This is a genomic window from Aeromonas sp. XH, from assembly GCF_033348475.1.
In the GTDB taxonomy this organism is placed as follows: Bacteria; Pseudomonadota; Gammaproteobacteria; order Enterobacterales; family Aeromonadaceae; genus Aeromonas; species Aeromonas sanarellii.
On sequence record NZ_CP137630.1, the window covers coordinates 2456819 to 2480846 of the forward strand.

The following is a 24028-nucleotide window of genomic DNA, read 5'->3' on the forward strand; positions in this document are numbered from 1 at the left end:
TGAGCCGATATCCGCTAAAAATCTCAATGGAGAACAACAAGATGGCCACTTCACTCTGGCAGCGGAGCACCCGCGTCCTGCTGACCCTGACCCTGCTGCTGGGCTTGACCGGCTGCGGCGTGAACACCATTCCGACCCTGGACGAGCAGGTCAAGGCGAGCTGGGGCCAGGTGGAGAACCAGTACCAGCGCCGGGCCGACCTCATTCCCAACCTGGTGGCCACCGTCAAGGGGTACGCCAGCCACGAGCAGGAGACCCTGAAGGCGGTGACCGATGCCCGTGCCCGGGTCGGCAGCGTGCAGGTGAGCGACCCTTCCCAGCTCAAGGCGTTCGAGGCCGCCCAGGATCAGCTCTCCAGCGCCCTCTCCCGCCTGATGGTGGTGGTCGAGCGCTACCCGGATCTGAAGGCCGATCAGCAATTCCTCACCCTGCAGGCCCAGTTGGAGGGCACCGAGAACCGCATCGCGGTGGCCAGGCGGGACTACATAGAGGCGGTGCGCCAGTTCAATACCGAGATCCGCACCTTCCCCGGGGTCATCTGGTCCAAGCTGCTCTACTCGGATCTGGAGGCCAAACCCACGTTCAGCGCCAAACCCGGCACCGATGAGGCGCCCAAGGTCAGCTTCCAATGAACCAGATGAAACGCTGGCTGGCGCTCTGCCTGCTGCTCTTTGCCTCGGCACTGCAGGCCGCCCCCGACTTCCCGCCCCTCACCGGGCGAGTGGTGGACGAGGCCAACCTGATGTCCCGCAAGCAGGCCCACCAGCTGACCCAGCAACTGGCCGCCTTCGAGCAGCGCAGCGGCATCCAGCTGGTGGTGGTCTCCATCGACAGCCTGGATGGCGAGACCATAGAGGAGTACGGCTACCAGCTTGGCCGTCACTGGGGGATCGGCCAGAAGGGCAAGGACAACGGCGTCCTGCTGCTCATCGCCCAAGACGAGCGCAAGGTGCGCATCGAGGTGGGGTATGGCCTGGAAGGGGCCCTGCCCGATGCCATCGCCGCCAACATCATCCAGACCCGGATCCTGCCCGCCTTCAAGCGCGGCGACATGGTGGCCGGCATCGTTTCCGGCAGCCAGGGCATCATGCAGGCCCTGGCCGGGGAGTATCAGCCCGTGGACAACACCAGCAAGGAGGATAAGCCGGGCGGCCCCTGGCTCTTCATCCTGGTGGTGATTGCGATGATAGTGCTGCACCACCTGCGCGGGGGGGGTGGAGGTGGCGGCCGCGGTCGTCGCCGCGCCGCCTACCTGGCCGGTGGATTCGGTGCCGGATCCTTTGGCGGCCGCTCTGGCGGTGGTGGCGGTTTCAGTGGCGGCGGCGGCAGTTTTGGCGGCGGCGGTGCCTCCGGCGGTTGGTAATCAGGGAGCAAGAGACAACACAATGATTTCGAAACAGTTTTTCCACACCTTGCAGGCCAGGGTGCGACAGGCAGAGCTCGCCACGGACGCCGAATTGGTCACAGTGCTGGCCCCCGCCAGCGACGGCTATCGCTATATTCCGACTCTGTGGGCCGCCCTGCTGGCCATGCTCACCCCCCTGCTGGTGTTCCAGCTCGGCTTCTGGCTCGGCTGGTACGAGATCCTGCTGGTGCAGTGGTCGGTCTGGCTGCTGCTGAGCCTGCTGTTCCACTGGACCCCTATCAAGATGCGGCTCATTCCCAAGAAGGTGCGTCAGCACCGCGCCGCCCTGATGGCCCGCCTGCAATTCGTCGAGCAGGGGCTGCACCGCACCCGCGACCGGCTCGGGGTGCTGATCTTCGTCTCGGTGGCGGAGCACTACGTGGAGATCCTGGTGGATGACGGCATCGCCCAGCACATCGACAACGCCCAGTGGCAGCAGATCATCGACGACTTCGTGGTACGGGTGCGCAACAAGGAGGTCGAGCAGGGTTTCCTCGAATGTGTGGAGCGCACCAGCGCCATCCTGACCGATGCCTTCCCCGCCACCCGGGATCAGAACGAGCTGCCCGACAGCCTGATCATCCTGGATAAACCCTGATCGGGTTTAAAAAACCGGCATTCTGCTCAAGGGATAGGCATTCGATAAAGATGATGAAAAATAAGGGGAAAAATGATTGACCCCAATCCCGCTTTCCCCTACATTACGCCCCGTTCCGGCGCAACGGCGCTGTGAGCGAAAATTTGGTGAGGTGTCCGAGTGGCTGAAGGAGCACGCCTGGAAAGTGTGTATACGGCAACGTATCGAGGGTTCGAATCCCTCCCTCACCGCCAAATAAAGTAAAAGGGCCTGTCGCAAGACAGGCCCTTTTACTTTATCCGGTGATGGGCGGCTCGGTTCTAACCCTGGTTCGACAAGGGGGCAGGACAGCCCCCTTGGACAGCCCCCTTGGACAGCCGCAGGCTGCCCGCAGGGCGAGTGCCAGGGACGGCGCGAATCAATCCCGACCCAGCACCAAATTCTAAAGAACCGACCTCAGGGTCGGTTTTTTGCTTTCCACACCGGCCTGCCCGCAAATGCCGCAAGGGAAAAGCCAGCCCCCTCACCGGGTGCAGACAAGGCGACTGGCCTCAAAACGCAGTCCACAGCCCCCCCCTTCGCTTTCCAGCGTTGCACAAGCCCGCCCTCGCCCCATCGCGCCCGATGGACAAGCCCGTCATCCTCGTTTTCCTGCCCTTATGATCTTCCCGTTCTGGCCGACACAGGGAGGTGTCTCCCTGTCGGTGCAGCCCCCCGGATATTTGCTCACCGATTGGATATCGTTTTGAAAAACTGATAGTTAAATAGCTACACTAGCCACACACATCGCATAGGATATGGACAAATGAGTCTGATTGGTCTGCTGCTGGCCCTGGCTGCCATCCTGGGCGGCAACATCATCGAAGGGGGACATCCCAGCGCCCTGCTCGATCTGCCCGCCTTTCTTATCGTCATCGGCGGGACCGTGGGGGCGGCGCTGACTCAATTCCCCTTCTCGGTCGTCGGCAAAACCTTCAAACGCTTCAAGTGGCTCATCTCTCCCCTGCGCCTCGACATGCTGGAGCAGGCCCAGCTGCTCGAGACCCTCGCGGGCAACGCACGGCGCAGCGGCATGCTGGCGCTGGAGGGGATGATCGACGACATCAAGGATCCCTTCCTGCAGAAGGGGGTCCAGATGATGGTGGATGGTTACGAGAAGACCAAGATCCACGAGGTGCTGGAAAACGAGATCGAGTTCGAGCAGGAAGATCTCGAGCAGACCGTCAAATTCTACGAGGCCATGGGGGGCTACTGCCCGACCATGGGGATCGTCGGGGCCGTGTTCGGCCTCATTCACGCCATGGGGCTGCTGGATGCGCCGGACAAGCTGGGGGGCGCCATCGCGGTGGCCTTCATCGCCACCATCTACGGGGTGGGCGCCGCCAACCTGATCTTCCTGCCCTTCGGCAACCGCTACAAGGGCTTCGCCCACCAGATCCGCCACTACAAGGAGATGACCCTGACCGGCATCCTGTGCATCGTGGACGGCGAGTCACAGCAGCGGCTGCAAGTGACCCTTGAACCCTACCTCGGAGGCCATGGTGGCGAAAAAGAAAAAGGCTGAGGCGCCGGAGAACCATGAGCGCTGGCTGGTCTCCTATGCCGACTTCATGACCCTGCTGTTTGCCCTGTTCGTGGTGCTCTACTCCTTCGCCATGGCCAAGCAGTCGGAGACCCGGGTGCTGATCCAGGGCTTTATCGAATCCCTCGGCAAGATAGGCCTCATCTCCCTGCCCGCGGGCTCCCCCGTGATGCAGGGGGGAACCGGCATCCTGGAGCCCGAGTCCAAGACCACGCCGGGGACCTCCGACAAGGAGAAAGTGCTCGAGACGGAGGCCCCCGCGTCGGCCGCCGATCCCTTCAACGAGACCATAGGCGCGTCCGAGAAACCCAGCGCGACCGAATCCTGGCCGCACAAGACCAAGGAGCAGGACTGGACCACCAGCACCAAGCAGAAGCTGGAGCAGCAGCTAAAGAGCCAGATCGAGTCCAAGGAGATCGAGGTGGAGCAGCTCGGCAGCCAGCTGGTGATCCGCATCGGCGAGAAGACCCTGTTCCCGGCGGATTCGGCCTTCCTGCAGCCCCAGTTCATCCCCCTGGTCAACAAGGTCTCCGACGTGCTGGCGGACATCCCCGGCATGGTGGTGGTCACCGGCCACACCGACAACTCCCAGGCCCCGGTGGAACTCTACCGCAACAACTGGGAACTCTCGGTGCTGCGGGCCGCCACCATAGTCCACACCCTGCTGACCAACCCCAAGCTCGACTCCCGCCGGGTCATCGCCCAGGGTGTGGCCGACACCCAGCCCCGCTATCCCAACGACACCCCGGCCCACCGCCAGGCCAACCGGCGGGTGGAAATAGTGCTCTCCCAGGGCAAGGCCGCCGAACAGGCGCTTCCCCTCCTCACCCCCTGACAACAGACCCCGCCCTGGCGGGGTCTTTCATTTGCGCTGATTAGTTTATTTTTCAAACGTTCTCGCGATTTCCCGCACCTCATGGTCGTTATTGAAAATGACTCTCAAATGGGAAACTTGACCCCGCTAGCAAAACCAGATTTTCATCTTGGTGATTAATAATTAATCCTTTGAAATGACATGTAAATCAGTACGAAAGTGGCATACTACGTAACACCCTTGTTAAGTCACATGATTAATTTGGTTAGGGAAAAACCTATATGTTTGCTGATATTGCCGTCCAGCATTGGGCTTTTGCTGTCTACATCATTGGCGCCATCTGTATCTGCCTGACCATGATAGGCCTGGCAGCCTTGCTGGGGGGGCGAGCCTATGGTCGAGCCAAGAACAAACCCTTCGAATCCGGGGTGGATTCTGTCGGCAACGCCCGCCTGCGCTTCTCCGCCAAGTTTTATCTGGTCGCCATGTTCTTCGTCATCTTCGATGTCGAGGCGCTCTACCTGTTTGCCTGGTCCGTCTCCGTGCGGGAGAGCGGCTGGGTCGGCTTCATCGAAGCCACCATCTTCATCACCTTGCTGCTGGTAGGCCTCATCTACCTGTGGCGCATCGGCGCCCTCGACTGGGCCCCGAAGAAGCGTGTCCTGACTGACAAGAAACCAGACTGAACTACCGATTATCTCTTTGAGGTTGCACCATGAAGTACACCCTGACCCGGATTGACCCGGATGCGCCCGTCGAGCGCTACCCCCAGGAACAGCGCCAGACCGTCGATGATCCACTGGCGCAGCAAGCGACCCGCGGCATCATGATCGGGCGTCTCGAAGAGGTGCTGCAAGACACCGTCAACTGGGGCCGCAAGAACTCCCTCTGGCCCTACAACTTCGGCATCTCCTGCTGCTATGTGGAGATGTGTACCGCCTTCACCTCCCCCCACGACGTGGCCCGTTTCGGTGCCGAAGTCATTCGCGCCTCGCCCCGTCAGGCGGACTTCATGGTGATCGCCGGTACCCCCTTCATCAAGATGGCTCCCGTCATCCAGCGACTCTATGAGCAGTTGCTCGAACCCAAGTGGGTCATCTCCATGGGAGCATGCGCCAACTCGGGCGGCATGTATGACATCTACTCGGTCGTTCAGGGTGTCGACAAGTTCCTGCCGGTCGACGTCTACATCCCGGGCTGCCCGCCCCGTCCCGAGGCCTTCCTGCAGGCCCTGATGCTGTTGCAGGACTCCATCGGCAAGGAGCGCCGTCCCCTCTCCTGGGTGGTCGGCGATCAGGGGATCTACCGTCCCCAGATGCAGGCCGAGAAGGATCGCAAGCGCGGCGAGCGCATCCAAGTCACCAACCTGCGCACGCCGGATGAGATCTGACCATGAAACTGACTCGAGAATTCCCAAGCAACTACACCATGGCCCAGTGGCAGACCTCAGATCATGGCGATGCCCAGGTGGTCGGCGAGCTGTTCGCCCACTTCGGGGCCGAACGCTTCACCGTGCAGAGCACCCGTACCGGCGTGCCAGTCATCTGGCTCTCCCGCGAGCTGCTGCTGGACGTGATGGGCTTCCTGAAAAAGCTGCCCTCCCCCTTCGTGATGCTGTTTGACTTGAGCGCCACCGACGAGCGAATGCGCAGCCATCGCCACGGCCTGCCGGACAGCGACTTCACCGTCTTCTATCACCTCATCTCCATCGACCGCAACGCCGACGTCATGCTGAAGGTGCCGCTCAAAGAGGGCGACCTGAACCTGCCCACCGTCACGCGCCACTTCCCCAACGCCAACTGGTACGAGCGGGAGGTCTGGGATCTGATGGGCATCACCTTCGAGGGTCACCCCCATCTGACCCGCATCATGATGCCCAAGAGCTGGCAGGGCCACCCGCTGCGCAAGGACTATCCGGCACGGGCCACCGAATTCGACCCCTTCATGCTCGATGCGGTCAAGCAGGATCAGGAACAGGACAACCTGCTGTTCAAGCCGGAAGAGTGGGGCATGGCCCGGGGCAACGAGAACGAGGACTACATGTTCCTGAACCTCGGCCCGAACCACCCCTCCGCCCACGGCGCCTTCCGCCTGGTGCTGCAGCTCGACGGCGAGGAGATCCGCGACTGCGTGCCCGACATCGGCTACCACCACCGCGGCGCCGAGAAGATGGGCGAGCGCCAGTCCTGGCACAGCTACATCCCCTACACCGACCGGGTCGAGTACCTGGGGGGGGTGATGAACAACCTGCCCTATGTGCTGGCGGTCGAGAAGCTGGCAGGCATCAAGGTGCCGGCCCGGGTCGACATGATCCGGGTCATGATGGCGGAGCTGTTCCGCATCCAGAGCCACTTGCTGTTCCTCGGTACCTACATCCAGGACGTGGGGGCCATGACCCCGGTCTTCTTCACCTTCACCGACCGGCAGAAGATCTACACCATCATCGAGGCCATCACAGGCGCGCGCATGCACCCGGCCTGGTTCCGCATCGGCGGCGTGGCCCACGATCTGCCGGTGGGCTGGGCCCGCCTCATCCAGGACAACCTGCTGAGCTGGCTGCCCAAGCGGCTGATGGAGTATGAGAAGGCGGCCATGCGCAACAGCATACTGCGCGGCCGTACCATAGGCGTCGCCGCCTACAACACGGCGCAGGCGCTGGCCTGGGGCACCACGGGAGGCGGTCTGCGCGCCACCGGCCTCAACTTCGACGTGCGCAAATGGCGCCCGTACTCCGGCTACGATCAGTTCGAGTTTGAGGTGCCGGTGGGCGCCAACGGAGATGCCTACGACCGCGCCACCGTGCGCATCGAGGAGATCCGCCAGAGCCTGCGCATCATAGAGCAGTGCATGAAGAACATGCCGGAAGGGCCGTTCAAGGCGGATCACCCGCTCACCACTCCGCCCCCCAAGGAGCGCACCCTGCAGGACATCGAGACCCTGATCACCCACTTCCTGCAAGTGTCGTGGGGCCCGGTGATGCCGGCCGCCGAGTCCTTCCAGATGATAGAGGCGACCAAGGGGATCAACAGCTATTACCTGACCAGCGACGGCTCCACCATGAGCTACCGGACCCGGATCCGCACTCCGAGCTTCGCCCACCTGCAGCAGATCCCCTCGGTGATCCGCGGCCAGATGGTGTCGGATCTCATCGTCTACCTGGGCAGTATCGATTTCGTTATGTCAGATGTGGATCGTTGAGTCCTCTCGCCCCGACCGACGGGGCGAAGGGCAAGACGCGCAGTAAAGGGAAAAGCCACAAAAGGTCAAGTCATGAGCCAATGTCAGTGTCACAATAACCAGACCCCACAAGGGCAAGGGGCATGCAGCAGCAAACAGGGCGATTTCGTCCTGAGCCAGGCTGAACGCGATGCCATCGAACACGAGAAACACCACTACGAAGATCCCCGTGCCGCCAGCATCGAAGCGCTAAAGATAGTGCAGCAGGCCCGCGGCTGGGTGCCCGACGGCGCCATCCACGCCATCGGTGCCGAACTCGGCATCCCCGCCAGCGACGTGGAAGGGGTCGCCACCTTCTACAGCCAGATCTTCCGCCAGCCGGTGGGTCGCCACATCATCCGCGTCTGCGACAGCATGGTCTGCTATATCAACGGCCACGAGCAGCTGCTGGCCGGTCTGAAAGAGGTCGTCAATCTGGCCCCAGGCCAGACCTCCCCGGACGGTCGTTTCACCCTGCTGCCCGTCTGCTGTCTCGGCAACTGCGACAAGGGGCCGGCCATCATGATCGATGACGACACCCACGGCGGGCTCGACGCCGTCAGCCTGCTCAAGACCCTGGAGGCCTACCCATGAGCATCCAGCCAGGCAAGACACTCGCCTCCCTCGGCACCGCCAACCGCATCCCTCGCGCCGCCGAGACTCACCCGCTCACCTGGCGCCTGCGGGACGACGGCCAGCCGGTCTGGCTCGAGGAGTACCAGGCCAAGCAGGGCTACGAGGCCGCCCGCAAGGCGCTGGGCCAGATGAGCCCGGACGACATCGTCAGCACCGTCAAGGATGCCGGCCTCAAGGGGCGCGGCGGCGCCGGCTTCTCCACCGGGGTGAAGTGGGGCCTGATGCCCAAGGACGAGAGCATGAACATCCGTTACCTGCTCTGCAACGCCGACGAGATGGAGCCGAACACCTACAAGGATCGGCTGCTGATGGAGCAGCTGCCCCACCTGCTGATCGAGGGGATGATCATCTCGGCACGGGCCCTCAAGGCCTACCGCGGCTACATCTTCCTGCGCGGCGAGTACGTGGATGCCGCCATTCACCTGCGCCGCGCCGTGGAAGAGGCCAAGGCCGCCGGGCTCCTCGGCAAGAACATCCTGGGCTCGGGCTTTGACTTCGAGCTGTTCGTCCACACCGGCGCCGGCCGCTACATCTGCGGCGAAGAGACGGCGCTTATCAACTCCCTGGAAGGACGGCGCGCCAACCCGCGGGCCAAGCCCCCCTTCCCCGCCGTCTCCGGCGTCTGGGGCAAGCCCACCTGCGTCAACAACGTCGAGACCCTGTGCAACGTGCCCGCCATCATCGGCAACGGTGTCGAATGGTACAAGGGACTGGCGCTGCCTGGCTCCGAGGATCACGGCACCAAGCTGATGGGCTTCTCCGGCAAGGTGAACAACCCCGGCCTCTGGGAGCTGCCCTTTGGCATCACGGCCCGCGAGCTGTTCGAGCACTATGCCGGCGGCATGAAGCCCGGTTATCGCCTGAAAGCCTGGCAGCCTGGCGGCGCCGGTACCGGCTTCCTGCTGCCCGAGCACCTGGATGCCCAGATGTATGCCGGCGGCATCGGCAAGGTCGGCACCCGGATGGGAACGGGCCTCGCCATGGCGGTGGACGACAGCATCAACATGGTGAGCCTCTTGCGCAACATGGAGGAGTTCTTCGCCCGCGAATCCTGCGGCTGGTGCACCCCCTGCCGCGACGGCCTGCCCTGGAGCGTCAAGCTGCTGCGGGCGCTGGAGCGGGGCGAGGGCCAACCCGAGGATCTCGCCACCCTGGAGCAGCTGGTCAGTTTCCTCGGCCCGGGCAAGACCTTCTGCGCCCATGCCCCCGGCGCCGTCGAGCCCCTTGGCAGTGCGATGAAGTACTTCCGGTCCGAATTCGAGGCCGGGGTCAAGGCGCCCCACGACAATCACAAGCTGTTCAAGGGTATCCAGCCCAACCTGCTGGGCGAGCGCTGGTAAGCGCCAGGACGCATCGGGCAATAGCCGATTTCACAAAACAGGTTTCAGGGAAGTTGTATGGCAACCATTCATGTAGACGGTAAAGAGTACGAGGTAGACGGGGCAGACAACCTGCTGCAAGCCTGTCTGTCGCTGGGTCTGGACGTCCCCTATTTTTGCTGGCACCCGGCGCTGGGTAGCGTCGGTGCCTGCCGCCAGTGCGCGGTCAAACAGTATCAGAATGCCGACGACAAGCGCGGCCGCCTGGTCATGTCCTGCATGACCCCCTCCACCGATGGCACCTATATCTCCATCGAGGACGAAGAGGCGAAGGAGTTTCGCAAGACGGTGGTGGAGTGGCAGATGACCAACCACCCCCACGACTGCCCGGTGTGTGAAGAGGGCGGCGCCTGCCACCTGCAGGACATGACGGTGATGACCGGCCACAACAGCCGCCGCTACCGTTTCACCAAGCGCACTCACCAGAACCAGGATCTGGGCCCCTTCATCAACCACGAGATGAACCGCTGCATCGCCTGCTACCGCTGCGTGCGCTACTACAAGGATTACGCCGGCGGCGAGGATCTCGGGGTCTATGGCGCCCACGACAACGTCTACTTCGGCCGGGTCGAGGATGGCACCCTGGAGAGCGAGTTCTCCGGCAACCTGGTGGAGGTCTGCCCCACCGGCGTCTTCACCGACAAGACCCACTCAGAGCGCTACAACCGCAAGTGGGACATGCAGTTCGCCCCCAGCATCTGCCAGGGGTGCTCGGTCGGCTGCAACATCAGCCCGGGTGAGCGCTACGGCGAGCTGCGCCGCATCGAAAACCGCTTCCACGGCGCCCTCAACCACTACTTCCTGTGCGATCGCGGCCGCTTCGGCTACGGTCACGTCAACCTGGCCGACCGCCCCCGCCAGCCCCTCTTGCAAGATGGCGGCGACAAGCTGGCCATCACGGTGGACGGTGCCCTGAACCGCGCCGCGGATGCCCTGCGCACCGCCTCCGGCGTCATCGGCATCGGCTCGCCCCGCGCCTCCCTGGAGAGCAACTTCGCCCTGCGCGAGCTGGTGGGCGCCGCCAACTTCTACTCTGGTGTTGAGCAGAGCGAGTGGGCCTGCCTGCAGAAGATGCTGCAGATCCTGGAGCAGGGCGGTGTGCGCACCCCCAGCCTGCGCGACATGGAGGAGGCCGACGCCGTGCTGGTGCTCGGCGAGGACGTCACCCAGACTGCCGCCCGCATCGCCCTGGCCCTGCGCCAGGCGGTCAAGGGCAAGGGCCGCGAGATCGCCCGCAAGCTGAAGGTGGATCTCTGGCAGGTCGCTGCAGTGCAGACCCTGGCCCAGAATGAACGCTATCCCCTGCTCATCACCAGCCTGGACGCCACCCGTCTGGACGACGTGGCGAGCGGCACCCTGCACGCCCCTCACGCGGATCAGGCGCGCCTCGGCTTTGCCATCGCGCACCTGCTTGACGGCACCGCCCCGGCGCCGACGGATCTCGCCCCCGAGCAGCAGGCCCTGGCAACCCGCTGGGCCGAACTGCTGGGCAGCGCCAGGAAGCCCCTCATCATCGCAGGCAATGGTGCCCGTTCACTGGCGCTGATCGAGGCGGCCAGCAACATCGCCCGCGCCCTCAAGGGCCGCGGCCAGGCCGTGGAGCTCGCCCTGGTGGCCCAGGAGGCCAACAGCCTGGGGCTGGCCATGCTGGCCCGGGATGCCGCCCCGCTGGAGAGCGCCCTCGAGCGTATCGAAAGGGAGGAGCAGCTCGCCCTGGTGGTGCTTGAGAACGATCTCTACCGCCGTGCGCCGCGCAGCCGGGTGGATGCCGCCCTGGATCGCCTGCAGCACCTGCTGCTGGTGGACCACCAGGACACCCAGACCGCCAAGAAGGCGAGCCTGGTGCTGCCCGCCGCCAGCTTCGCCGAAGGCGACGGGACGCTTATCAACATGGAAGGCCGCGCCCAGCGCTTCTTCCAGGTCTATTCCCCCGCCTTCTACGACGCCGACATCCAGGTGCGCGAGGGCTGGCGCTGGCTGGCAGCCCTGCAGGGGACGCTGGCACGCAAGCCCCTGCGCTGGAGCACCTTCGACGACGTGAGCGCCGAGTGCGCCGCCAGTACCCCGCAGCTCAGCACCATGCGCGAGCCTGCTCCCAACGCCGGCCTGCGCATCCGCGGCATGAAGCTCGCCCGCGAGCCGCACCGCTACAGCGGCCGCACCTCCATGCTGGCGGATCAGAACGTGAGCGAGCCCAGGGTGGCGCAGGATCCCGACTCCCCGTTCGCCTTCTCCATGGAAGGCTACGCCGGTGCCCGCCAGCCCCTCTCCCAGGTGCCCTTCGCCTGGGCACCGGGCTGGAACTCGCCCTCCGCCTGGAACAAGTTCCAGGACGAGGTGGGTGGCAACCTGCGCGCCGGGGATCCCGGCCGTCGCCTGCTGGAGCCGGGCGAGGATAGCCTCGGCTGGTTCGATGTCATCCCCGCCCCCTTCCACGCCCAGGCAGCCCTGCAGGTGGTGAGTTACGATCAGCTGTTCGGCGGCGAAGAGCTCTCCGCCCGCAGTCCGGTCATCCAGGCCCGCATGGGCGAGCCCGCCCTGGTGCTGAACCCGGCCGACGCGGCGCGTCTGGCCCTGGGCGCCGGCAGCCAGGTCGCCTTCTCCTGGGGGGGCAACCACTGGCGCCTGGCCCTGCGCCTGAGCGACAAGCTGGCCCAGGGTCTGGTGGGGCTGCCGCTCGGCGTCAACGGTCTGCCGACCGCGCTGCACCACGCCCTTCTCGATAACCTGCAGGAGGTGATCGCATGAGCGATGCGCTGATTGATCTGTTGCTGGAAATCGGCAAGGCCCTGATCGTGCTGGTGGGGATAGTGGGGGCCGGTGCCTTCATGAGCTTCATCGAGCGCCGTCTGCTGGCACTCTGGCAGGATCGTTACGGCCCCAACCGGGTTGGCCCCTTCGGTCTGCTGCAGCTGGCGGCCGACATGGTCAAGATGTTCTTCAAGGAGGACTGGATCCCGCCGTTCGCGGATCGCCGGATCTTCGTGCTGGCCCCCATCATCGCCTTCACCGCCTTCATCCTGGCGTTTGCGGTGGTGCCCATCACCCCCACCTGGGGCGTGGCGGATCTCAACGTGGGCCTGCTCTACATCCTGGCCATCGCGGGGCTGGCGGTCTACGCCGTGCTGTTCGCCGGCTGGTCGAGCAACAACAAGTACTCATTGCTCGGCAGCCTGCGCGCCTCGGCCCAGACCCTCTCCTACGAGGTGTTCCTGGGACTGTCGCTCATGGGCATCGTCATCCAGACCGGCAGCTTCAACCTGCGTGACATCGTCGAGGCCCAGGCCGGCATGTGGAACGTGATCCCCCAGATCCTGGGCTTCGTCACCTTCCTGTTCGCCGGGGTCGCCGTCACCCACCGCCACCCGTTCGATCAGCCGGAAGCCGAGCAGGAGCTCGCCGACGGCTATCACATCGAGTACGCGGGCATGAAGTGGGGTCTCTTCTTCGTGGGCGAGTACATCGGCATCGTGCTGATCTCTTCGCTCATCGTGACCCTCTTCTTCGGTGGCTGGCACGGCCCCTGGCTGCCGCCCTTCATCTGGTTCGCCCTGAAGACCGCCTGTTTCATGGTGTTCTTCATCCTGCTGCGGGCCTCCCTGCCCCGCCCGCGCTTCGACCAGGTGATGTCCTTTGGCTGGAAAGTGTGCCTGCCCCTGACCCTGCTCAACATGCTGGTCACAGGCGCAGTCGTGCTGCTGAACATGTAATGAGGCACCAATGAAAATTACGAGCATTATCAAGGGTGTCGGCACCCAACTGCGCAGCCTGGGGATGGTCTTCTCCCATGCCTGGCGCCCTCGCGAGACCCTGAGCTACCCGGAACAGCCGGTCTATGCCGCCCCGCGTTTTCGCGGCCGCATCGTGCTGACCCGTGACCCCGACGGCGACGAGCGCTGCGTGGCGTGCAACCTGTGCGCCGTGGCCTGCCCGGTCGGCTGCATCTCCCTGCAGAAGGCGGAGCGGGAAGACGGCCGCTGGTATCCGGAGTTCTTTCGCATCAACTTCTCCCGCTGCATCTTCTGCGGCCTGTGCGAGGAGGCCTGCCCCACCACCGCCATCCAGCTCACGCCGGATTTCGAGATGGGAGAGTATCGCCGCCAGGATCTGGTGTACGAGAAGGAAGATCTGCTGATCAGCGGCCCCGGCAAGTACCCGGATTACAACTTCTACCGCATGAGCGGGATGGCCATCGACGGCAAACCGAAAGGGGATGCCGAGAACGAAGCCAAGCCCATCGATGTCAAGAGCCTGCTGCCCTAGGAGTCAATCATGGAACTGGCATTCTATGCCGCGGCCCTGGTCGCCGTTTACAGCACGCTGCGGGTGATCAGCACCAGCAACCCCATGCATGCGCTGCTCAATCTCATCATCTCCCTCATCGCCGTGGCCATGATCTTCTTCTGCCTGGGCGCCGCCTTCGCGGGGGCCCTGCAGGTGATCGTCTACGCCGGCGCCATCATGGTGCTGTTCGTGTTCGTGGTGATGATGCTGAACCTGGGGAGCGCCCAGGATCAGGAGAAGAAGTGGCTCACCCCCACCACCTGGGGTGGCCCCGCCCTGCTCTCCCTCGTCCTGCTGGGCTTCCTGGCCCACGGCATCCTCGGTGTGACCGGCGGCACGCTTGGCCAGACCGACGTCAGCGCCAAGGAGGTCGGCATCGCCCTGTTCGGACCCTATGTGCTGGCGGTGGAGCTCGCCTCCATCCTGCTGCTGGCGGGTCTGGTCACCGCCTATCACCTTGGCCGCGAGGACAAGAGCGGCGAAGTGCTCTCGGTGCCCCGCACCACACAAGAAGGAGGTCAGCAATGAGCGGCATTCCCATGGTGATGCATAACCTGCTGCTGGCGGCCTGCCCCCTTTCCATCCAGCAAGCGCAAGGAGAATGGCGATGAGTGGAATACCCATGGAACACGGCCTTCTGCTGGCGGCCATCCTGTTCGCCATCGGCTTGTGCGGCCTGCTGATACGCCGCAACCTGCTGTTTATCCTCATGAGTATCGAAATCATGATGAATGCGTCGGCGCTGGCGTTCGTGGTGGCGGGTAGCCGCTGGGCCCAGGCCGACGGCCAGATCATGTACATACTGGTGATTTCTCTGGCGGCAGCGGAGGCCAGTATCGGCCTCGCCCTGTTACTGCTGCTCTATCGTCGTTACCACACCCTGAACGTGGACACTGTGAGCGAGATGCGCGGATGAGCCTCCTATATCTGACTTTTCTGTTCCCTCTGTTGGGATGGCTGCTGCTGGCCTTCTCCCTCGGCCGCCTCGGTGAGCGCACCTCGGCGCTCATCGGCGTCGGCAGCATAGGCCTGTCGGCCCTGACTACCCTCTGGGTCGGCATCGATTTCCTCAACACCATGCCGGAAGGCGGCGTCTATACCCAGACCCTGTGGCAGTGGATGACGGTGGGCGAGTTCCAGCCCGCCTTCCGCCTCTCCCTGGACGGGCTGTCGCTGACCATGCTGGGGGTGGTGACCGGGGTGGGCTTCTTCATCCACCTGTTCGCCTCCTGGTACATGCGCGGGGAAGAGGGGTATTCCCGCTTCTTCACCTACACCAACCTCTTCATCGCCAGCATGCTGTTCCTGGTGCTGGCAGACGATCTGCTGTTCGTCTACCTGGGGTGGGAAGGGGTGGGCCTGTGCAGCTACCTGCTGATCGGCTTCTACTACCGCAACCCCGCCAACGGGGCGGCCGCCCTCAAGGCGTTCGTGGTGACCCGGGTCGGTGACGTCTTCCTCGCCATCGGGCTCTTCGTGCTCTATCGCGAACTCGGCACCCTCAACATCCACGAGCTGCTGGTGCGGGCCCCGGCGATGTTTGCCGAAGGCTCCCCTGCCCTGTCGTTCGCCTGCCTGATGCTGCTCGGCGGTGCGGTCGGCAAGTCCGCCCAGCTCCCGCTGCAGACCTGGCTGGCGGACGCCATGGCGGGCCCGACCCCGGTCTCGGCGCTGATCCACGCGGCCACCATGGTGACGGCGGGGGTCTACCTCATCGCCCGTACCCACGGTCTCTTCCTGCTCGCCCCCGAGATCCTGCATCTGGTGGCCGTCGTAGGTGCCGTGACCCTGGTGCTGGCAGGCTTCGCCGCCCTGGTGCAGACCGACATCAAGCGGATCCTGGCCTACTCCACCATGAGCCAGATCGGCTACATGTTCCTGGCCCTGGGGGTCGGTGCCTGGGAAGGGGCCATCTTCCACCTGATGACCCACGCCTTCTTCAAGGCGCTCTTGTTCCTCTCCGCCGGTGCCGTGATCAATGCGACCCACCACGAGCAGAACATCTTCAAGATGGGGGGCCTGCGCAAGAGCCTTCCGCTGGTCTATGCCTGCTTCCTGGTGGGGGGCTCGGCGCTCGCCGCGCTGCCGCTGGTGACCGCCGGTTTCTACAGTAAGGACGCCATCCTCTGGCAGGTGCAGGCCAGTGGCCAGAGCGCCCTGCTGTGGGCCGGTCTGGGTGGGGCCTTCCTGACCTCCCTCTACACCTTCCGCCTCATCTTCATCGCCTTCCACGGCAAGGCGCAGACCGAGGCTCACGCCGGTCACGGCCTGGCCCACCAGCTGCCGCTGCTGGTGCTGCTGGTGCTCTCCACCGGTGTGGGTGCCCTCATCGTGCCGCCGCTGGCCGGTGTGCTGCCGGCGGGCCCGGGGGATCAGATCGAGGAGGGTCGCCATGCCCTGGAGATCCTCTCCGGCCTCATCGCCGTGGCAGGCATCGCGTTGGCCGCCTTCCTGTTCCTGGGCGAGCGCCGTCTGGTGAAGGGTGTCGCCGAGAGCGGGCCTGGCCGTCTGCTGGGTACCCTCTGGTTCAACGCCTGGGGCTTTGACTGGCTCTATGACCTGCTCTGGGTCAAGCCCTACCTGCTGGCGACACGGCTGCTCGGCAAGGACCCGCTGGACCGATTGATGAATCTGCCCGCCGTGCTGGCACAAGCCGGCCACCAGCTGCTGGCATGGACCGTCTCCGGCAAACTGCGCTGGTATGCCGCCTCCATGGGGATGGGTGCCGCCCTGATCCTGGCCCTGCTGCTGCTCGGTTGATCCCATGGCATGTCAATTTCACGCAGGCCTGCGGGCCTGCACAACGACCAGAACATAGACGAGAGCTGATATCGTGACCTTACTCTGGATCTTGTTAATACCCTTCATCGGCGGCTTGCTCTGCTGGCAGATGGAGCGACTCGGCGGCCAGTTCGTCCGCTGGGTGGCCCTCGCCTCCATGAGCGCCTGCCTGGTGCTCTCCAGCGCCATCTGGCTCGGCGGCGACTTCACCCTGGCCAGCCCCGGCCTGCCCGTCTGGGCGGCAGAGTGGCAACAGCCCTGGATCCCCCGCTTCGGCATCTCCCTGCATCTGGCGGTGGACGGCCTGTCGCTCCTGATGGTGATGCTCACCAGCTTCATCGGCGTGCTGGCCATCCTCTGTTCCTGGAAGGAGATCGTGCAGCGCATCGGCTTCTTCCACCTGAACCTGCTGTGGATCCTGGGGGGCGTGCTCGGCGTCTTCATGGCGGTGGACCTGTTCCTCTTCTTCTTCTTCTGGGAGATGATGCTGGTCCCCATGTACTTCCTGATCGCGCTCTGGGGCCACTCGGTCACCGACGGCAAGTCGCGCATCAACGCCGCCACCAAGTTCTTCATCTACACCCAGGCGAGCGGCCTCATCATGCTGGTGGCCATCCTGGGCCTGGTGCTGACCCACCACGCCGCCACCGGCATCTTCACCTTCAACTATCAGGAGCTGCTGAACACCCCCATGAGCAGCACGGTACAGTGGCTGCTGATGCTGGGCTTCTTCATCGCCTTCGCGGTCAAGATGCCCCTGGTGCCGCTCCATGGCTGGCTGCCTGACGCCCACAGCCAGGCGCCCACCGCGGGCTCCGTGGATCTCGCTGGCATCCTGCTCAAGACCGCCGCCTACGGCCTGCTGCGCTTCACCCTGCCGCTGTTCCCCGAGGCCTCCGCCGAGTTCGCCCCCTACGCCATGGGCCTCGGCCTCATCGGCATCGTCTACGGCGCCCTGCTGGCCTTCGCCCAGACCGACATCAAGCGGCTGGTGGCCTACACCAGCATCTCCCACATGGGCTTCGTGATGATCGCCATCTATTCCGGCAGCGAGCTCGCCCTGCAGGGTGCCGTGGTGCAGATGATCGCCCACGGCCTCTCCGCCGCCGGCCTCTTCATCCTGTGCGGCCAGCTCTACGAGCGCCTGCACACCCGGGATCTGCGCCAGATGGGCGGCCTCTGGGGACGCCTGCGCTACCTGCCCGGGGTCATGCTGTTCTTCTCGGTCGCTTCCCTCGGGATGCCGGGCACCGGCAACTTCGTCGGCGAGTTCCTGATCCTCATCGGCAGCTTCCAGGTGGCCCCCATCATGACCGTCATCGCCACCTTCGGCCTGGTGCTGGCGTCGGTCTACTCCCTCATCATGCTGCAGCGCGCCTGCTTCGGTACCCCCAAGGATGAGAGCGTGCTCAAGGGGCTGGACAAGCGGGAGCTGGCCATGATGCTGACCATAGCCGGCCTGCTGGTGCTGCTCGGCCTCTATCCCCAGCCAGTGCTGGACACCGCCAGCAGCAGCCTCCTGAGCGTGCTGCACTGGTATGCGCTGCCAGACACGGGAGCGCTGCAATGATGCTTTCTCTTTTGCCTTCCATGTCCATGTCGGGAGCCCTGTCATGACGTTTACTGTTTCTCAACTGCTGGCCCTGCTGCCCCTGTTGCTGACCACAGGGGCCATGGTGGCCCTGATGCTGGCCATCGCCTGGAAGCGCTGCGACGACACCGCCTTCGTGGTGACCATCGCCGGTCTCAACCTGGCGCTCTTCTCCCTGCCCGTCGTGATGGCCCAGGGTGATCAGGGGGTCACTCCCCTGCTGCAAGTGGACAGCTATGCGGTCTTCTACATGGGGCTGGTGCTCATCGGCGCCCTGGCCACCTGTACCTTCGGCCGCACCTGGCTCAAGGGCTACCCGGACAACCGGGAAGAGTTCTACCTGCTGCTGCTCATCGCCACCGCCGGTGGTCTGGTGCTGGCGGGCTCCCGTCATCTCGCGTCGCTCTTCATCGGGATCGAGATGCTGACCCTGCCCATGTTCGGTCTGGTGGGCTATGCCTATCGCGAGCGCCATTCGCTGGAGGCCAGCATCAAGTACATGGTGCTCTCCGCCAGCGCCACCGCCTTCCTGCTGTTCGGCATGGCACTGCTCTACGCCCAGGCAGGGAGCCTCAGCTTCAGCGATCTCGGCCTGACCCTGTCCCAGAGCCCGGCCCATCACCCGCTGCTGATGGGGGGCTTCGGCCTGATGCTGGTGGGCTTCGCCTTCAAGCTCTCCTTGGCCCCTTTCCACCTCTGGACCCCGGACGTCTATGAGGGTGCCCCTGCACCGGTCGCCACCTTCCTCGCCACCGTGAGCAAGATCGCCGTGTTCTGCGTGCTGCTGCGCTTCTACCTGGCGGTGCCGGCCACCTCGGATCCCATGATCCACTGGCTGCTGGCGGCCATGGCAGTCATCTCCATCGTGGTCGGCAACCTCCTGGCGCTGATCCAGACCAACATCAAGCGGATGATGGGTTACTCCTCCATCTCCCACTTCGGCTATCTGCTGGCGGTGGTGGTGGCGAGCCGCCTCGGCCAGATCCCGGTGGAAGCGGCGGGGGTCTACCTGCTGATGTACCTGTTCACCAGCCTGGGGGCCTTCGGCGTCATCAGCATGATGTCCAGCCCCTACCGCGGCAAGGATGCGGACTCCCTGCACAGCTACCGCGGTCTGTTCTGGAAGCGCCCTTATCTCACGGCGGTGATGACGGTGATGATGCTCTCCCTGGCGGGCATCCCCATGACCCTCGGCTTCATCGGCAAGTTCTACCTCATCGGCGTCACCGTCGAGGCGCAGCTGTGGTGGCTCTCCGGCGCCATCGTGCTCGGCAGTGCCCTGGGTCTCTACTACTACCTGCGGGTCATGGTCACCCTCTACCTGCGCGAACCCGGCATGCAGCTGCGCGATGCCAGGGCCGACTGGGCCTTCTCCTCCGGGGGCCTGGTGGTGCTGCTCTCCGCCATCCTGGTGGTATTGCTCGGCATCTACCCCCAGCCCGTCATCAGCCTGGTGCAGGGCTTCCAGCACGTGGTGCTGCGTTAAGCCTCAGGCACACAACAAAAACCGGCCCCCGTGGCCGGTTTTTTTATTCCCTATCCGAGACGATATTCATCCTGCTCCAGCCGGTAACGTGCGCCCTCACCTTTTCCCCTCGCCATCCCCTCCTCATCCAGGGTCAAAGCACCGGGGCTGCTACATGCTGAGTCCTGAATCAGGATCATTCACGCAACGCTTGTGCTGCGCCCATAAAAAAACCGGCCTGTTGGCCGGTTTTCCATGGTTGCTGTGTACGCGGAGGGATTAACCCAGACGCACCCGGGCGTTTCTGAACATCCGCATCCAGGCGCCATCCTCGCCCCAGTGGTCCGGGTGCCAGGAGTTCGCCACGGTGCGGAACACCCGCTCCGGGTGCGGCATCATGATGGTGGCGCGCCCGTCCGTGGTGGTCACCGCTGTGATGCCCGCCGGGGCGCCGTTCGGGTTGGCCGGATACTGTTCGGTCACGTTGCCGCGGTTGTCGACGAAACGCAGCCCCACCAGGCCGCTCTGTTGCAAGGCGTCGAGGTGAGCGGCGTCACGCACCTCTACTCGCCCTTCCCCGTGGGAGACGGCAATGGGCATCACCGAGCCCGCCATGCCGGCGAAGAAGGCGGACGGTGAGTCTTGCACCTGCACCAGGCTGAAGCGCGCCTCGAAGCGCTCGGAGCGGTTGCGCACGAAGCGCGGCCACAGATCGGCCCCCGGGATCAGGGTGCGCAGGTTGGACATCATCTGGCAACCGTTGCACACGCCGAGCGACAGGGTGTCGCCGCGCTCGAAGAAGCGCTGGAACTGCTCGCGGGCGTTGTCGTTGAACAGGATGGACTTGGCCCAGCCCTCGCCCGCCCCCAGCACGTCGCCGTAGGAGAAGCCGCCACAGGCCACCAGGGTCTGGAAATCATCCAGCTTGATGCGACCGGAGAGGATGTCGCTCATATGCACATCGACGGCGGTGAAGCCGGCGCGGTCGAACGCCGCCGCCATCTCCACGTGGGAGTTGACCCCCTGCTCGCGCAGCACCGCCAGACGGGGGGAGACCCCGCGGGCGATATACGGGGCGGCCACGTCCTCGGACGGGTTGTAGGTCAGTCTGGCCTGCAGGCCCGGGTCAGTGGCGTCCTGCCGCGCTGCGTGCTCCTGATCCGCGCACTCGGGGTTGTCACGCAGGCGCTGCATCTGCCAGCTGGTCTCGCCCCAGAGGGTGCGAAGGGCGGTGCGGCTGGCGCGATACACCTCTGTCCCGGCACGCTGGAACAGGATGAGGTCGTCTTCGCGCACCGTGCCCAGCACGTGGGAGCAGGCCGCCAGGCCGTGGCCGGCCAGCAGGGTCAGCACCGCCTCCTTGTCGTCGCGGCGCACCTGGATGACGGCGCCCAGCTCCTCGTTGAACAGGGCCGGCAGCAGCTCGCCGCCGATGCGGTCGAGCTGCAGGTCGAGACCGCAGTGACCGGCGAAGGCCATCTCCACCAGGGTGACGAACAGGCCGCCGTCGGAGCGGTCGTGGTAGGCAATCAGCTTGCGATCCGCCACCAGCGCCTGGATGGCGTTGAAGAAGCCCTTGAGCTGGACCGGGTTGTCCAGATCCGGGGCACTTTGCCCCAGCTGGCGATAGACCTGGGCCAGGGCGGAGGCGCCGAGGCGCTGCTTGCCGTTGCCAAGGTCGATCAGGATAAGGTCGGTCTCACCGAGATCGGTCCGCAGTTGCGGCGTGACTGTATTGCGCACGTCCTCGACCCGGGCGAAGGCGGAGATGAGCAGGGAGAGCGGCGAGGTGACGCTGTGCTCCTTGCCATCCTGCTGCCAGCGGGTCTTCATGGACATGGAGTCCTTGCCCACCGGGATGGTGATGCCAAGGGCCGGGCAGAGCTCCTCGCCCACGGCCTTCACCGCCTCATAGAGACCGGCATCTTCACCCGGGTGACCGGCGGCGGACATCCAGTTGGCGGAGAGCTTGACTCGCTTCAGCGAGCCGATGTGGGCCGGGGCCAGGTTGGTCAGGGCCTCGGCCACCGCCATGCGGGCCGATGCGGCGTGGGAGAGCAGCGCCACCGGGGTGCGCTCGCCCATGGACATGGCTTCGCCGTGGTAGCTGTCATAGGTGGCGGCGGTGACGGCGCAGTCGGCCACCGGGATCTGCCAGGGACCGACCATCTGGTCACGGTTGACGAGGCCCGTCACGGTGCGATCGCCGATGGTGATGAGGAAGGACTTCTCCGCCACGGTCGGCAGGCGCAGCACCCGCTCGGCCGCCTCGGACAGGGTGACGCCATCCAGCGCCAGCGGCTTGCCCTGGGCCGGCAGACTCTGCACGTCGCGGTGCATCTTGGGCGCCTTGCCCAGCAGCACGTCCAGGGGCAGGTCGATGGGCTGGTTGTCGAAGTGCGCATCCGAGAGGGTGAGGTGCTTCTCTTCGGTGGCCGTGCCGATCACGGCATAGGGCGCGCGCTCGCGCTCGCACAGGGCCTTGAACAGGGGCAGCTTGTCCTGGGCCACGGCCAGCACGTAACGCTCCTGGGATTCGTTGCACCAGACTTCCAGCGGGCTCATGCCCGGCTCGTCGTTCGGAATGGCGCGTAAGGAGAAGCGACCGCCGCGATCCCCGTCGCTCACCAGCTCCGGCATGGCGTTGGAGAGGCCGCCCGCCCCCACGTCGTGGATGAAGACGATGGGGTTGTCGTCCCCCAGTTGCCAGCAGCGGTCGATCACTTCCTGGCAGCGGCGCTCCATCTCGGGGTTGTCACGCTGCACCGAGGCGAAGTCGAGATCTTCGGCAGACTGGCCGGAGGCCATGCTTGATGCGGCGCCGCCCCCCAGGCCGATGTTCATGGCCGGGCCACCCAGCACGATGAGGGCCGCCCCCACCGGGATCTCGCCCTTCTGAACGTGTTCGGAGCGGATGTTGCCTATGCCACCCGCCAGCATGATGGGCTTGTGGTAGCCACGCACCTCGACGCCATTGTGGCTCGGCACCTGCTCTTCGAAGGTGCGGAAGTAGCCGAGGATGGCCGGACGGCCGAATTCGTTGTTGAAGGCGGCGCCGCCGAGCGGCCCCTCCTGCATGATGTCGAAGGCGCTGACGATGCGGCTCGGCTTGCCGAAATCCTGCTCCCAGGGCTGCTCGAAACCGGGGATCCGCAGGTTGGAGACGGAGAAGCCCACCAGGCCCGCCTTGGGCTTGGCGCCACGGCCTGTCGCACCCTCGTCGCGGATTTCGCCGCCGGAGCCGGTGGCGGCGCCCGGGAAGGGGGAGATGGCGGTCGGGTGGTTGTGGGTCTCCACCTTCATCAGGATGTCGACGCGCTCCTGGTGATACTGGTATTCGCCGCTGGCGGGGCTCGGGAAGAAGCGGCCACCCTGGCTCCCTTCCATCACGGCGGCGTTGTCTTTATAGGCAGACAGGACATGATCCGGCGTCTGCTCGAAGGTGTTCTTGATCATCTTGAACAGCGACTTGGGCTGCTGCTCACCGTCTATGGTCCAGTCGGCGTTGAAGATCTTGTGGCGGCAGTGCTCGGAGTTCGCCTGGGCGAACATGTAGAGCTCGATGTCGTTGGGGTTGCGGCCAAGGCGGGTGAAGTTCGTCACCAGATAGTCGATCTCGTCGTCCGCCAGGGCCAGCCCCAGGGCCACGTTGGCCTCTTCGAGGGCGGCGCGACCGCCACCCAGCACGTCCACCTGGGTGAAGGGGCGCGGCTCGTGGTGGGCAAACAGGGCAGCCGCCTCGTGCATCTCGCCGAACACCACTTCCATCATGCGGTCGTGCAGCAGGGCCGCGACCTCGCCGCGCTGTGCCGCGCTCAGCTCACCCTTGGCCTGCACGTAGTAGGCGATGCCGCGCTCGAGTCGCTTGACCTGGCTGAGGCCGCAGTTGTGGGCGATGTCGGTTGCTTTGGAAGACCAGGGGGAGATAGTGCCGGGGCGGGGGGTAACGAGGAACAGCTGACCGCTGGGGGTGTGTTCCGGAATGGTCGGGCCGTAGCGCAGCAGCTGGCCCAGGGTCGCTCGCTCCGGGGGCGACAGCGGGCTCGTCAGCTCGGCAAAATGCACGTATTCGGCATAGACGCTTGCTATCTCTACTCCTCTCTGTGCGCAGCTCTGCAGCAGCTTGTGGACACGAAACTCAGACAGTGCTGGGGCACCACGCAAGATTTCCATATACCTTTCTCACCAAGTTTTAGAGTGTGGGGGGATTTGAGACGCGCGTATTATAGGGATCAGGCCCAGCCCGAACAAACGTTTTTCTCGCCCCGCACGATGTGACTCCCTCCGGACTCTCTGGT

At 64.7% G+C, this 24028-nt stretch carries 19 protein-coding genes and 1 tRNA gene; 19 read left to right on the top strand and 1 reads right to left on the bottom strand.

The window, feature by feature from the left end; genetic code table 11:
• Nucleotides 1-26 precede the first annotated feature (26 nt).
• The 19 genes from R2B70_RS11380 to nuoN all read left to right on the top strand — a co-directional run bounded on the left by R2B70_RS11380 (nucleotide 27) and on the right by nuoN (nucleotide 19751).
• A complete protein-coding gene (locus tag R2B70_RS11380) occupies nucleotides 27-632 on the top strand; it encodes a LemA family protein (protein ID WP_042076550.1) in 606 nt (201 codons plus the stop codon).
• Nucleotides 629-1363 carry a TPM domain-containing protein gene (locus R2B70_RS11385; protein ID WP_318161514.1) on the top strand — a complete coding sequence of 245 codons (735 nt, stop codon included), beginning with the start codon at nucleotides 629-631 and terminating at the stop codon, nucleotides 1361-1363. The genes R2B70_RS11380 and R2B70_RS11385 overlap by 4 nt, the downstream gene beginning before the upstream one ends.
• 22 nt (nucleotides 1364-1385) lie before the next feature.
• A complete protein-coding gene (locus R2B70_RS11390; protein ID WP_042076556.1) occupies nucleotides 1386-2003 on the top strand; it encodes a TPM domain-containing protein in 618 nt (205 codons plus the stop codon).
• Between the two features lie 145 nt (nucleotides 2004-2148).
• Nucleotides 2149-2236, top strand: a tRNA-Ser gene (locus tag R2B70_RS11395).
• A gap of 551 nt (nucleotides 2237-2787) precedes the next feature.
• On the top strand, nucleotides 2788-3546 hold the full coding sequence (locus R2B70_RS11400; RefSeq protein WP_042076558.1) for a flagellar motor protein: 759 nt from the start codon (nucleotides 2788-2790) through the stop codon (nucleotides 3544-3546).
• Nucleotides 3521-4399: a flagellar motor protein MotB gene (locus R2B70_RS11405; protein WP_042076559.1), complete on the top strand. Its 879-nt coding sequence runs from the start codon at nucleotides 3521-3523 to the stop codon at nucleotides 4397-4399. The genes R2B70_RS11400 and R2B70_RS11405 overlap by 26 nt, the downstream gene beginning before the upstream one ends.
• 260 nt (nucleotides 4400-4659) lie before the next feature.
• Entirely contained in the window at nucleotides 4660-5064 is a 405-nt protein-coding gene (locus tag R2B70_RS11410) for an NADH-quinone oxidoreductase subunit A (RefSeq protein ID WP_042076561.1), read from the top strand.
• Nucleotides 5065-5093: 29 nt separating this feature from the next.
• On the top strand, nucleotides 5094-5768 hold the full coding sequence (locus R2B70_RS11415; RefSeq protein ID WP_042076564.1) for a NuoB/complex I 20 kDa subunit family protein: 675 nt from the start codon (nucleotides 5094-5096) through the stop codon (nucleotides 5766-5768).
• Nucleotides 5769-5770: 2 nt separating this feature from the next.
• On the top strand, nucleotides 5771-7576 hold the full coding sequence (nuoC, locus tag R2B70_RS11420; protein ID WP_042076566.1) for an NADH-quinone oxidoreductase subunit C/D: 1806 nt from the start codon (nucleotides 5771-5773) through the stop codon (nucleotides 7574-7576).
• Nucleotides 7577-7648: 72 nt separating this feature from the next.
• A complete protein-coding gene (gene nuoE, locus R2B70_RS11425) occupies nucleotides 7649-8188 on the top strand; it encodes an NADH-quinone oxidoreductase subunit NuoE (RefSeq protein WP_318161515.1) in 540 nt (179 codons plus the stop codon).
• On the top strand, nucleotides 8185-9570 hold the full coding sequence (gene nuoF / locus R2B70_RS11430; protein WP_216990439.1) for an NADH-quinone oxidoreductase subunit NuoF: 1386 nt from the start codon (nucleotides 8185-8187) through the stop codon (nucleotides 9568-9570). Before nuoE ends, nuoF begins: the two co-directional genes overlap by 4 nt.
• Nucleotides 9571-9627: 57 nt before the next feature.
• Nucleotides 9628-12357, top strand: coding sequence for an NADH-quinone oxidoreductase subunit NuoG (gene nuoG / locus R2B70_RS11435; protein WP_318161516.1), 2730 nt, complete (start codon nucleotides 9628-9630; stop codon nucleotides 12355-12357).
• Complete coding sequence (gene nuoH / locus R2B70_RS11440) at nucleotides 12354-13319, top strand: NADH-quinone oxidoreductase subunit NuoH (RefSeq protein WP_042076569.1); 966 nt, start codon at nucleotides 12354-12356, stop codon at nucleotides 13317-13319. The genes nuoG and nuoH overlap by 4 nt, the downstream gene beginning before the upstream one ends.
• 10 nt (nucleotides 13320-13329) lie before the next feature.
• Nucleotides 13330-13872, top strand: a complete 543-nt coding sequence (nuoI, locus tag R2B70_RS11445) for an NADH-quinone oxidoreductase subunit NuoI (RefSeq protein WP_042076570.1) — start codon at nucleotides 13330-13332, stop codon at nucleotides 13870-13872.
• Between the two features lie 9 nt (nucleotides 13873-13881).
• A complete protein-coding gene (gene nuoJ, locus R2B70_RS11450) occupies nucleotides 13882-14421 on the top strand; it encodes an NADH-quinone oxidoreductase subunit J (protein ID WP_043154784.1) in 540 nt (179 codons plus the stop codon).
• Nucleotides 14422-14500: 79 nt separating this feature from the next.
• A complete protein-coding gene (gene nuoK, locus R2B70_RS11455) occupies nucleotides 14501-14809 on the top strand; it encodes an NADH-quinone oxidoreductase subunit NuoK (RefSeq protein ID WP_010675036.1) in 309 nt (102 codons plus the stop codon).
• The gene (gene nuoL / locus R2B70_RS11460; RefSeq protein ID WP_318161520.1) at nucleotides 14806-16653 is read left to right on the top strand and encodes an NADH-quinone oxidoreductase subunit L; all 1848 of its coding nucleotides are present in this window, start codon (nucleotides 14806-14808) and stop codon (nucleotides 16651-16653) included. The genes nuoK and nuoL overlap by 4 nt, the downstream gene beginning before the upstream one ends.
• A 73-nt stretch (nucleotides 16654-16726) precedes the next feature.
• Nucleotides 16727-18244 (top strand): NADH-quinone oxidoreductase subunit M, encoded by a 1518-nt coding sequence (nuoM, locus tag R2B70_RS11465; protein WP_318161521.1) that lies wholly within the window; start codon nucleotides 16727-16729, stop codon nucleotides 18242-18244.
• A 43-nt stretch (nucleotides 18245-18287) separates the two neighbouring features.
• On the top strand, nucleotides 18288-19751 hold the full coding sequence (nuoN, locus tag R2B70_RS11470) for an NADH-quinone oxidoreductase subunit NuoN (RefSeq protein WP_042076576.1): 1464 nt from the start codon (nucleotides 18288-18290) through the stop codon (nucleotides 19749-19751).
• A 258-nt stretch (nucleotides 19752-20009) separates the two neighbouring features.
• On the opposite strand, the gene purL is transcribed toward nuoN, so the two are convergent.
• On the bottom strand, nucleotides 20010-23903 hold the full coding sequence (gene purL, locus R2B70_RS11475; protein WP_318161522.1) for a phosphoribosylformylglycinamidine synthase: 3894 nt from the start codon (nucleotides 23901-23903) through the stop codon (nucleotides 20010-20012).
• Nucleotides 23904-24028: the final 125 nt, after the last annotated feature.